Raw genomic sequence first — 10,844 nt, forward strand, 5'->3', positions numbered from 1 at the left:
ACGGTGGCGTGGCCGCTGCGGTGGTCCAGGCGCACGGGGTGGCCGGGCGCCGCCTGGTCCAGCTCGCGGCGCGTCGGGTGGCGGCCTTCCCGCAGGGCGCGCTCATCGTAGCCCGCGGCCCTGACCCAGGTCCCGGGAGGCAGCCTGGCGGCTCGCTCCCGCACGCGAGCCTGGATGGCGGCGATGGACGTCGCCGAACTGCAATCGACCGAGCGCAGGCGCGCCGCGTACGCCAGCAGGTGGATGTGGGCATCGATGAAGCCCGGCAGCACCGGGCGTCCGCGCAGGTCGATGTCCTCCGCCCGCCAGGAGTAAGCCTCGCGCTCGAGGTCTGGCTCTTGCCCCAGGGAGGCGATGCGGCCGCCGCGTATGAGGATCGCGTCCGCGCCAGCGCGGCCATAGACGCGGCAGTTGCGCAAAAAGAGGTCGGCCACACTGCGATTCTAGCCCGTGGCCCTGGCCGGGCGCCGGCGGGCAGCCTGCCTTCGCCACCGCCCCCACGCAACGGGACGGCCGAAGGCCTACGGTGTCCAGGGACGGTCTTGCCTGTGCCCTACTGGACCACGAACGTGCCCGTCATGGTCGTCGGGTGGACGTCGCAGCGGAAGAAGTAGCTTCCTGGCGGAGGCTTCGCGAACACCACTTCGTCCACTCCCGGGCCGGGGAAGATCGCGCCGACCGCCCCCGGCGCCACGGGTTGCAGGTTGGTGCTGCTCTGATAGACCGCGATGTTGTGGTCGACACCGGTGTCGTTGTTGGTGAAGCGTATGCGGATGTTCCCACCCGCCGGCACCCGGATTTCCCTGACGTTGAAGGCCACGCCCTGGGCGGTGACTTCGACCGTCTGACAGGGGTCGGCGCAGGCCTGAGGGCCCGGGGCGCGGCTTGGCGGCGCCGGGCGCGCAAACTGGCCGCAGGACTGTTGGACGATTGAGGGCGAGTCAGGGGCGAGGGGGAAGCGGAAGATCTCCTCGTCCGGCGTATGCGGCGCCGGGATCGAGCCGAGCGCGCCCCTGGTCACGCCGATGATGCCGCTCTTGTCCTTCTCCAGCGGGCTCAGCTTGGGCACGCCGGTAATGAGCATGCGCTCCTCGCCAATGCGCAGAGCTTCGCCCTGGGTAAAGAACGAGACGTCGGACACAGGCAGGGAGATCGTCGTGTCGTCGATCTCACGGGTGAGGTGGGCGCCAACCGCGTCCTCTATGTCGACCTCTTCGGCCACCAGTTCCCAGTGGCCCTCGGAAATGAGGACCGTGAGCTGCCGGATCTGCTCATCGCTGAGGGGGCCGCCGTGGTCCTGGCTCCACGTCGGCATCGCCGTGCCGACGCGGCCGCAGGCGATCGTGTTCGTAATCATGCGCTGCTGGCTGGTGAGGTAAGCGGGGTCCAGCAGCAGGATGGGCGCATCGCGGAAGTGAGGCGCCGGCGCCGTGCCGGCAGCCCCGCGCTCGACGGTGAGGTTGTTTCCGTCGACTCGCTTCAGGTTCATCCGCTCCTCGTCGATGAGGATGACCTTCGCCGTCGCGAAGGCGGTGCCGCTGCTCACGCGGATTGTCGTGTCCGTCTCGCTGATGTCGGCCGCGAGGGTGGCCTTGGAGTCGGTGAAGCCCTGAAGGTCCGGCCGGTTGAGCGCCGGAGCCGCGGCAAGCCTGCCACCGAGGGCGCCGCCCTCGCCAACGTCACCATGACAGAGGCGGCAGTTGCGAGCGAAGAGGATAGCGCCGCGCTTGGCGACCTTCTCGTTGAAGTGCTCCTGCGCCTCGATGTTGCGGTCCGGGTCCCACGCTGAGTACGCGGCGATGCCGAGGAGCCCCAGCATCAGCAAGGTCACCATCACCAGGACTTGTTTCCTTGTATTCATCAGCTAGGAGCTTTCACGGCGAACTTCGCGTTGTCGGTCGTACCTTTCGTCACGCGGCCTGTGTTGACGGAGATCCGCCCTGAGGCGGGGTCAATAGTCAGGAGCATGCGGTCCATGGAGCGGGGCGCGGGACCGTAGACGCGCACCCCGGCATCGTCATACGTGGAGCCGTGACAGGGGCAGCGGAACCAGCCGCGCTTGTCATTGAAGGTGAACTCGGGGCGCCATGGCACCGTGCAGCCCAGGTGAGGGCACTTCCACCACAGGGCCAGGAACCCAGGGCCACCCTGCTCCGCCGTGAGGTTCACCAGCCAGAACTTCCCTTCGGGGATCTGCACCTTCGTCCCGGGCGGGTAGTTCTCGACCGTGCCCGGTACGTTGATGATGCCGCCGAACCCCGTGACGCCCCGCGGGTAGAGGAAGTCGATGAAGCTCGTGGCAACGGCGGCAAGTCCGGCGCCGAGGCCGGCCCAGAAGGTGACGCGCAGAAGGCCGCGCCTGGAGATCTCACGCCGGTCGACCTGCTCGACGGCGATCGCGGCGCCCGCGGCGGCCTGGGCGGCCAACGCCCGCTGCGGGACAGGCGCCAGGACCGCTCCTCCGGCACCAGCACCGGCCGCGGCCGGGGCCGCCGGCACGTACCACGGGTGCTGCACGGGCACGCCCGCCTGTTCTTCCTGTACCGCCTTGCCCCAGGCTGCGGCCGCCGCGGCGGCCAGCGGCAGCGAGATCGCGAGGCCCAGGTACTCCCAGTCGTACACCAGCCCGGCGGCGATAGCCACGACGCCGATGGCAACGACGACCGGCCAGAAGCTCGGTCCCGGAGCCTCTTCGTGCTCCTCATCCGTATCGGCTTCGGCAGGCGGCGGCGGGCCGGCGACCTCTCGGGCTTCCAGGACCCAACCGATGAGGGCGATGAGCGTGAGCACGCCGCCGGCGAAGGACAGCGAGTGCTCGATTGGCTCGATGACGTTGACAACCGCCAGAGCAAGCGCAAGACCAAGTACCGCGGGCCAGATGCTTATGAACCGCATCGCTCGACCCTCCTGCTCACCATGTTGCGCGCTTTCAGCGGTATGGTCATCCGTCGATCGTTGGGACGTCCCAGGGCATTACCAGCTCCTGGCCCGCGCCCCTGAAAGCGGCCCCGACGATGGTCATCACCCAGTAGACCGCGATGAAGCCGCTGAAGATTGAGATTGCTACGTCACGCCGCGTGCGGACCCAACCGATCCGCCACAGCAGGTAGATGAGGAGGATCGGCAGCCCCACCATCGTCATCGTGGGGATGAGTATCTCAACGATGAACGCCGGCAGGTTGAGGTTGAGGTCGTACCAGTAGAGGCCAGTGAGCCAGTCCGGCAGGTTCTGATACCACGGCGGCGGCGGCTGCACCGCGCCCGTGACGGGGTCGAGGTGATAGCCGCTGAGCGCGTGCCCGTCCGGCGCTCGCTCCGCGCCTATCGAGCCCCAGCGCGGCCAGGAGGTGCCGTTGAGCGGGATAGGGATGGCCGTGAAGCTGTCCGGCCACCTGCCGAGGGGCGAGTCCCACTTCCACTCCGTCTGTATCGAGCGCAGGTCACGCGAGAAGACCAGGTCCCAGATCGCGTGCACGATGCCGACATCCGGCAGCCACTCCGGACGCCCCACGTTCTCGACCACGCCGTCCGGCGTCACCCGCCTGTCGCCGACCCGCCAGGGGGAGCCGGTGATGGTCTCGTAGAGCTGCACGTGCTTCCCGGAGTCGTAAAGGATCAGGATCACCGTACCGACGGCGGCAAAGATGGTGGAGAAGACGGTGATGCGCACGGAGTTCACCGTGCCGAACCACGTCCCCTGCCCCTCCTTGCTTCGATCGAGGTAAGGGATGGCGGCCAGAAGGATCAGGGCGACGGTGGGGACGATAACTCCTGCGAGCGCCGGGTGCATGTGCAGGAGCAGCTCCTGCAGGTTGAGGAAGTACCACGGCGCCTTCGACGGGTTGGGGGTGACGTCCGGGTTAGCGCGGTTGATGAGCGGCGCGTTCACTACCGCCGAAATGACAAGGAACGTGAAGCTGAAAAGGACGGCGCAGATGAACTCCACGAAGACGAGGTCCGGCCAGACCAGGAGCTCCTCTTCGCGTTCGCGTCGCGGCCTAACCTGTGCCGGCGATGCAGCAGCCACGGCTCCCTCCCCCTTCGCCCGCGCTTACAGAGGCCGCGCCATGCCGCCGTCGCGGCGGATTCGCCAGAAGTGCACGGCCATGAACACGGCGGCCACCAAGGGCAGCCCGATCACGTGCAGCGTGTAGAAGCGGATCAAGGCGTTGGGCCCGACCTCGAACCCGCCGCGCATCACGAACACCACCGAGTCCCCGAGCACCGGCGCCGAACCGACCATGTTCGTGCCTACGGTGATCGCCCAGAGCGCCAGCTGGTCCCAGGGCAACAGGTAGCCGGTGAAGCTCAGTAGCAGCGTTAGTATCAGCAGGATGACACCAACCACCCAGTTGAACTCACGGGGCGGCTTGTAGGCGCCCGTGTAGAACACGCGCATCATGTGCAGGAGCACGGTCAGCACCATGCCGTGGGCCATCCAGCGGTGCATGTTCCGCATGAGGGCGCCGTAACGGACGCTCGTCTCCAGGGTGGCGATGTCCTGGTACGCGCGCTCGACCGAGGGCACGTAGTAGAACATCAGCATCACGCCCGTGACCGTCAGGCCGAGAAACAGAAAGAAGCTCAGCCCGCCGAGGCAGTAAGTGTGCGTGATTTTGACGTGCGTCTTGTGGATGCGGGTCGGGTGGAGATGAAGGAAGACGTTCGTCGCGACGACGAGCATCTGGTTGCGTGGCGTATTCGGGTAACCGCTCCGGAAGATCGATTGCCAGATGTAGTTGTGGAAGAGCTTGTCGTAGATGATGCCAAGGAGTCCCGGGCCTTTCGGGCGCTCAGTGCGTGGTCGCTCACCTACAGCCATCGAGGCTCCTCCCTACCTGGACCACCAGTTGCCAAATACAACCATGAGACCAAGGCTCACGGCAATGGTGCCGAACACGATTATGAGCTCGGCCATGTCGACGGAGACGAGTTCAAGGAAGATCTTGTTGGGCTCGAACCCGGCGAAGAGAACGCCAAGGACTTCCAAGCGGCCCCTCCCTGCTTCGACCAGACCCGGCGTTCAATTCCGGTTTGTGAAGCCGTTAGCAAGGCGGAATTTAGCAGCGTCCCCTACTAGAGTCAAGGCAACTGCGAATCTGGCGAACGGTGGCCGGTGCAGTACCAGCGGTGCCGCGCGCGGTAGAGGCGGGCTCGTAGTCGGCGCTGGACGCCGGACCGGCCCCTCGGCCAGTCAGCCAGTCGGCGTGCCAGCCAGAAATGCCTTGCTGAGAAGCCGATAGGCGGGGTCACTCCAGGGCCGGCGCCGCACAGTCCCGCGTATCCTCCGGCGGCCGCAGGCCATCAGAGGTCAGGGCTTGCGGGCCTTGGACCAGTCGAACCGGCGCATGCGGGCAAGGCCTTTCAGGTCCTTCCACACTGTCGAAAGCACCTTCACCCGGCTGTCGGGGTCTTCGACCCAGCGGACGGGGATGAACTTCACACGCCAGCCGCCCTTGGCCGCCATCAGCAGCAGCTCCGTATCCCAGAACCAGCCGGTGTCCAGAGTCAGCGGCAGCAGCTTCTGCGCAGCCTCGCGGCTCATGGCCTTGAACCCGCATTGGGTGTCGCGCAGGCGGGTCCCGAAGAGGGCGTTGATCAGCAGTACGAAACCGCGCGATAGCACCTCGCGCTTCAGGGAGCGCGTCGTTTCGGCCCCTTTGCCCAGGCGGGTGCCCGCGGCGATGTCGTAGCCCTCGTCGACGATAGCGGCGACCAGCCTGGGGAAGGCCCCGAGGTCGGTCGAGAGGTCGACGTCCATGTAGGACACGACGTCGGCCGTCGAGGCCAGCCAGGCGCGCGTCAGCGCTCGCCCCCGCCCTGCCTCGGGGATGTGGTCGGCGTGCACGGAAGGCAGCGAGCTCTCCAGCCGCTTCGCTATCTCGAAGGTGCCGTCCGTGGAGCCGTTGTCGGCGATGACGATCCTCCAGGTGTGGCCGAGGTTGTCGGTCAGGAAGGCGTGCAGCGCCCTCACGGACCGTTCGAGCACATGCGCTTCGTTGAGGACCGGGATGACTACGTCGACTGTTGCCACGCCGCCATTGTAGTGCCCCTACCGCCAGGGTCGCGGGCGGGCTATCAGAACTCCTGGACTATCACCGGCGTGGTCGTCGGCTGCAGGCTGCCCGGCGCCGGCTCGACGCTGATCGCCACCGCAGTGGCATCGTCCAGGCTGGCGCTGAAAGCAAAGGTCCCGCGGTTGCCGAGGAGGCCCAGGCTGACCGGTGCGCCGCTCTTCGGCACCTTCCAGGCCTGATAGGTCTGGTCCGCGCGCAAAGCCGGCATGTTCACCTCGAGCACGGCGACCTGCTCTTCCCGGAGATACACCAGGCGCATCGACATGCCACCCTGGTTGAAGACCCGGACCACTGCCGGCGCCTCCCGCTCACGCAACGAGATGTTCCAGGCGCCAAGCCCGACCGCGATGACCGCGAGGACAGCGGCGAGGGCGTATGCGAAGGCCGGTGAGGCCAGAACGCGCCGCGGGAGAGGCGGCCGCGTGGCATGGCGCCGCAGCGCACGGCCCGCAACCTCGCGGTCGAACGCGTCCAGGAGGCTCGCTTTCAGGCGCGGGGGCGGCGAAAGCTCCTCCGCGGAGAGCGGCAGCGCTGAGACGACCGCCCGGAACGCCGCGAGGCCGGCATCATGGCGGCGGCAGGAGGCGAGGTGCTCAGTCATAGCCTCCTCTTCCTCGCGGTCGAGGCGTTCCAGGGCGAAGGCCGCCAGCAATTCCTCTGCCTGATCACACTCGATCTTCATGTCGTCCCCAGCGTCCGTCTCATGTGCATTAACGCCAGGCGCAAGCGGCTCTTGACCGTACCCACCGGCACCCGGAGACGGTCCGCAACTTCGCTTGCCGTCAGGCCGCCGAAATACGCCATCTCCACCGCGCTCCGCTGCTCTTCCGGGAGTTCACTGAGCGCGCGCCTCACCAGCTCCCGGTTCTCGAGCGCCTCGGCGAACTCGACGGGGTCGGCGGCCTCGCGGGCCATCGGGGCCTCGCGGTCGAGCCCCACTTCGGGGCGGCGGGACCGATGCCGCAGGCGGTCAACCGCCTTGTTGTGGACGATGGTGAGCAGGTAGCTGCGGACGCTACGCGATGGGTCGAGGCGCGCGGCCTGGCGCCAAAGGGCGAGAAACGCCTCCTGCACCACGTCCTCGGCTTCGGGGCTGCGGCCAAGGGTGCGAACGGCAAGGCCATACGCCAGGGCACCGTATGCGTCGTAGAGCGAGGCCATGGCCTCCCTGTCGTTTCGGCGCAGTCCATCAAGGAGCCTTGAATCGGGCTCGCTCAGAGGTATTCGTCCGCTCCCCGCCGCCGGATCACCGCTCCCGCGATCCATAGGAGGGTGCGCTCGCGGGTCCAAGCGCTGCTCCTTCGTCGCGCCTCCATGCAGCGCTGTCCTGATTCGGGCCGAAACTGGTGATCCGGCCCCAATCCCCAGACGAACTGTAGGTGCTGCCAATTTTAGTGAGGCGACCGGTATGAGCCATTCCTCCGGCCGCTTCGGCTCCGCGAGGAGGCGCCTATTCGAGCTGACGCCGAGCCCAGCACGTCCAGATCGCAGACAGAAAGGACCTAGGAATGAAGAAACCGCTTTTTCTGCTCGCCGGACTGGCGCTCGTCGCCGCTGCCGGCCTCGGCTCGCTGGCCACGGCCGGCGGAGCCGATCACCGGGACTCGCCGCTCAACGTCTCCAACCCCACCGCCGACATAAACGACGTCTACGCATTCCGCGGCGCCAACCCGAACAACCTCGTGCTGGCGATCAGCCTGAACCCGCTCATCGCCCCCTCGGACAACAACACCCGCGGGCGCTTTGACCCGCGCGTGCAGTACCAGGTGCACATCGACCGCACCGGCGACCTTGTGGATGAGGCGACCGTCAACATCCGCATGACTACCCAGGCTGACTCGCTGATCATCGAGGGTCTCGGCGCGCCGATTACGGCCCCGATTACGCCGCCCAACGCCGCGACGCCGGTAATCACGACGACGGGCGGAGTCAGCGTCTTCGCGGGCTTGCGCGACGACCCCTTCTTCTTCGACCTGACCGGCTTCCAGGGCTTCGTCGCCAACCCGCAGGTCCCGGCCGCCGGCCTGCGGCCCGCCGGGGCCGGCCAGCCGGCCGACGCCTTCGCCGGCACGAACATCCTCGCGATCGTGATCGAGGCGCCGGTAACGGCGGTGACCGGCGCAGCCAACGCTAACACCGGCACGATCCGCACCTGGGTCTCGACCACGCGCGACGGCCAGCGCATCGACCGGATGGCCATCCCCGCGATCAACACCGCGCTGATCCCGTCGGCGCAGAAGGACGCCTTCAACGCCGGCAACCCGATCAACGACGCGACTGCCTTCCGCCCGGCCGCCCTCGCGACGATCAACACCCTCCGCGGCGCCGTCGACCGGCTGTTCGGGCCGAGCTCCCCCCAGAACGGCGGCCCGCTGGGCCCGCTGAACTCCGAGCAGGTCGCGGCTGCCCTGATCCCCGACGTGGTGACGATCAACTTCGCCCAGGCGCTGCAGTTCCCGAACGGCCGCCGCCTGCAGGATGACGTGGTCGATGCCGCTCTGGGCGTGGTGCTGAACCGCGGCGGTGCCGCCGGCGTCTCCGACGGCGTCAACGCGAACGACAGGGCCTTCCTGCCTGCCTTCCCCTACCTCGCGGAACCGCACCAGCCTGCCGCGGCGGCCGCGTCTCCCATCCGGCCACCTTCGACGGGCGACGCCGGCATGGCGTCCGACGGGACCCTGTGGGCGCTGGCTGGCGCCATGGCGGCAGTGGCCGCGGTACTTGGCTCCGCAGGCGTGTTTATGGCCCGCCGCAAGGCGCGCTAACCGAAGGGAGAGGAGAGGTGGCCGTACACACCAGGGCGATCACGAGGCGGCGCGCTTCAGTCGCCGGCGTCTACTGGCTTGCCTCCGGACTCGCGACTGCCCTGGCGCTCGCGGCCGCCCTCCTCGCCCTCCTTCAGCCCGGCGACGGAGCAGGGCGCGCTGGCGTCGACGCGGCCGCGGAGACTTCCGCCCGCGGCGCCCGCATCGCCTTCTTCGAACAGCGCCTCGAGGCCGATCCGTTCGACGTCACCGCCCTCAACGTCCTCACGTTCGAGTACATCGCTCGGGCGCGGGAAAGCGGAGACGCCGCGGACTACGGGCGCGCCCTGGAGGCCTCCGGACGCTCTCTCGCGGCGCTCCCCCGTTACGAGCCTTCGCTCGTGGCCGCCGCCGCGGCGCGCATCTCCGTGCACGACTTCGCTGCCGGCCTCGAGCTCGCGGACCGCGCGCTCGCCGCGAGGCCGCGAAGCGGAGCCGGCCATGCCCTTCGCGGCGACGCGCTCATCGCCCTCGGGCGCTATGACGAGGCGGAGGCGGCGTACCAGGAGGCGCTCGCCCTCGCACCGGGTGTCGGGACCTTCGCGCGCATGGCGCACCTTTCGTTCCTGCGCGGGGACGTCGCGAACGCCGCCGACTTCTGGAAGCAGGCTATCGCCGCCGCCCGGGGCCACTCCGCCATCGACGAAGCCTGGGCGCGCGTGCAGTTCGGCGCTCTCGAGTTCGACCGCGGCAGGCCGGGCGCAGCCGAGCGCGCTGCTGCCGCTGCGCTGCGCGCGCACCCCGGCTCCGCCCCTGCCCTTGCCCTGCGGGCGCGGGCCAGGGCGGCCCGGGGCGACCTCGATGGCGCCATCGCCGACTACGAGGCCGCCCTGGCGAGCCAGCCACTCCTCGAGTACGTCATCGCCCTAGGGGATGCCTACGCAGCCGCGGGACGCGCCGCCAGCGCCGATCAGTCATACGCGCTGGTCGACGCCATCGCGGCGCTCTACCGCGCGAGCGGGGTGAACACGGACCTTTCCCTCGCCGTCTACTACGCGGGCCACGGCCGCGCCGCCGAGGCGCTGCCCCTGGCCCGCCAGGCCTACGAGGCCGCGCCCGGCGTCTACGCCGCCGATGCTCTTGCCTGGGCGCTCCTGAACGCCGGACAACCACAGGAGGCGGCCATCTACGCGGCCGAGGCGCTGCGTCTGGGCACACCCGACGCGGCGCTGCTGTACCACGCGGGCATGGTCGAGAAGGCGTTGAGTAACGACGCGCGGGCCAGCAACCTGCTCCGGCGCGCGCTCGCCACGAACCCCCACTTCTCGCTCCTGGAAGCGCCACGGGCGCGCGCCGCCCTGGCTGAACTCGAAGGGAGGGCAAGATGAAGCGGCTTGGCCTGGCGTTGATCGCGATGCTCGTACTCGTACCAGTCGCTCTCGGGCGGCCCGCGGCAGCCGGCGCCCACCCCATAGGCAACTTCTCTGTCAACCGTTACGCGCGCCTCGACTTCGAGGTCGACCGAGTCCGCATACGATACATCGTCGACATGGCTGAAGTGCCGGCGTTCCAGGAGTTGCAGTCCATCGACCGCGACCGTGACGGCCAGCCAGGCGCCGCCGAGGCCGGCGGCTACGTCGCCGCGCGACTCCCGGCGCTCGCCGCCGGCCTCGACATCCGCGGTGGCGGCACACGCGTCGTCCTGTCGCCCCTGCCGGGCGCCGAGCTTTCGTTCCCCGAAGGCCAGGGCGGGCTGCGCACCTTACGACTGGTCGCCGGCTTCGAGGGAGCGCTGCCGTCAGGATGGCAGGACGGTATCGAGGTCAGCGTGCGCGACAACAACTATGCTGGCCGCCTGGGCTGGAAGGAGATCGTGGTGCGGGCCGGCGCCGGCGTGGCCCTACGGGCGCCCCCGGAGCTGGCGCGCGACCTCTCGAACGAGCTGACGGCATTTCCGCCGGACCTCCTGAAGAGCCCACTCGACGTCCGCGAGGCCCGCTTCGCCATCGCCGCCGGCCATAGC

Annotated in this window: 12 protein-coding genes; 3 read left to right on the forward strand and 9 right to left on the reverse strand. The window is 68.7% G+C overall.

Annotated features, from left to right (window positions below; all coding sequences use genetic code 11):
- The 9 genes from VNN10_15510 to VNN10_15550 form a co-directional block, all read right to left on the reverse strand.
- The coding region (locus VNN10_15510; protein HXH23426.1) for an amidohydrolase family protein at positions 1-434 on the reverse strand (434 nt) is incomplete at its 3' end.
- A 119-nt stretch (positions 435-553) separates the two neighbouring features.
- On the reverse strand, positions 554-1,861 hold the full coding sequence (locus VNN10_15515; protein ID HXH23427.1) for a cupredoxin domain-containing protein: 1,308 nt from the start codon (positions 1,859-1,861) through the stop codon (positions 554-556).
- Complete coding sequence (locus VNN10_15520) at positions 1,861-2,895, reverse strand: Rieske 2Fe-2S domain-containing protein (protein ID HXH23428.1); 1,035 nt, start codon at positions 2,893-2,895, stop codon at positions 1,861-1,863. The genes VNN10_15515 and VNN10_15520 overlap by 1 nt, the downstream gene beginning before the upstream one ends.
- Before the next feature lie 46 nt (positions 2,896-2,941).
- Positions 2,942-4,027 carry a hypothetical protein gene (locus VNN10_15525; GenBank protein HXH23429.1) on the reverse strand — a complete coding sequence of 362 codons (1,086 nt, stop codon included), beginning with the start codon at positions 4,025-4,027 and terminating at the stop codon, positions 2,942-2,944.
- 24 nt (positions 4,028-4,051) lie between these two features.
- Positions 4,052-4,822, reverse strand: coding sequence for a selenite/tellurite reduction operon b-type cytochrome ExtP (gene extP, locus VNN10_15530; GenBank protein HXH23430.1), 771 nt, complete (start codon positions 4,820-4,822; stop codon positions 4,052-4,054).
- A 12-nt stretch (positions 4,823-4,834) separates the two neighbouring features.
- The gene (locus tag VNN10_15535) at positions 4,835-4,990 is read right to left on the reverse strand and encodes a hypothetical protein (protein ID HXH23431.1); all 156 of its coding nucleotides are present in this window, start codon (positions 4,988-4,990) and stop codon (positions 4,835-4,837) included.
- A 321-nt stretch (positions 4,991-5,311) separates the two neighbouring features.
- The gene (locus tag VNN10_15540; protein ID HXH23432.1) at positions 5,312-6,034 is read right to left on the reverse strand and encodes a dolichyl-phosphate beta-glucosyltransferase; all 723 of its coding nucleotides are present in this window, start codon (positions 6,032-6,034) and stop codon (positions 5,312-5,314) included.
- Between the two features lie 44 nt (positions 6,035-6,078).
- The gene (locus VNN10_15545; GenBank protein HXH23433.1) at positions 6,079-6,759 is read right to left on the reverse strand and encodes an anti-sigma factor; all 681 of its coding nucleotides are present in this window, start codon (positions 6,757-6,759) and stop codon (positions 6,079-6,081) included.
- Positions 6,756-7,343, reverse strand: coding sequence for a sigma-70 family RNA polymerase sigma factor (locus VNN10_15550; protein HXH23434.1), 588 nt, complete (start codon positions 7,341-7,343; stop codon positions 6,756-6,758). The genes VNN10_15545 and VNN10_15550 overlap by 4 nt, the downstream gene beginning before the upstream one ends.
- A gap of 242 nt (positions 7,344-7,585) precedes the next feature.
- Here VNN10_15550 and VNN10_15555 point away from each other — a divergent pair, with 242 nt between their 5' ends.
- From VNN10_15555 to VNN10_15565, 3 genes are all read left to right on the forward strand, one after another.
- Complete coding sequence (locus VNN10_15555; protein ID HXH23435.1) at positions 7,586-8,842, forward strand: DUF4331 family protein; 1,257 nt, start codon at positions 7,586-7,588, stop codon at positions 8,840-8,842.
- Between the two features lie 17 nt (positions 8,843-8,859).
- Positions 8,860-10,209: a tetratricopeptide repeat protein gene (locus VNN10_15560; protein ID HXH23436.1), complete on the forward strand. Its 1,350-nt coding sequence runs from the start codon at positions 8,860-8,862 to the stop codon at positions 10,207-10,209.
- Positions 10,206-10,844 (forward strand): hypothetical protein (locus tag VNN10_15565; protein HXH23437.1); only part of this gene is annotated, 639 nt, incomplete at its 3' end. The genes VNN10_15560 and VNN10_15565, both read left to right, overlap by 4 nt.

This window comes from Dehalococcoidia bacterium, from assembly GCA_035574915.1.
Lineage (GTDB): Bacteria > Chloroflexota > Dehalococcoidia > DSTF01 > WHTK01 > DATLYJ01.

Excerpts from the sequence above, each read along its gene's own strand:
- extP (HXH23430.1), bottom strand. The coding sequence starts at position 4,822 with ATGGCTGTAGGTGAGCGACCACGCACTGAGCGCCCGAAAGGCCCGGGA.
- VNN10_15520 (HXH23428.1), bottom strand. The coding sequence starts at position 2,895 with ATGCGGTTCATAAGCATCTGGCCCGCGGTACTTGGTCTTGCGCTTGCT.
- VNN10_15545 (HXH23433.1), bottom strand. The coding sequence starts at position 6,759 with ATGAAGATCGAGTGTGATCAGGCAGAGGAATTGCTGGCGGCCTTCGCC.
- VNN10_15555 (HXH23435.1), top strand. The coding sequence starts at position 7,586 with ATGAAGAAACCGCTTTTTCTGCTCGCCGGACTGGCGCTCGTCGCCGCT.
- VNN10_15515 (HXH23427.1), bottom strand. The coding sequence starts at position 1,861 with ATGAATACAAGGAAACAAGTCCTGGTGATGGTGACCTTGCTGATGCTG.
- VNN10_15550 (HXH23434.1), bottom strand. The coding sequence starts at position 7,343 with ATGGATCGCGGGAGCGGTGATCCGGCGGCGGGGAGCGGACGAATACCT.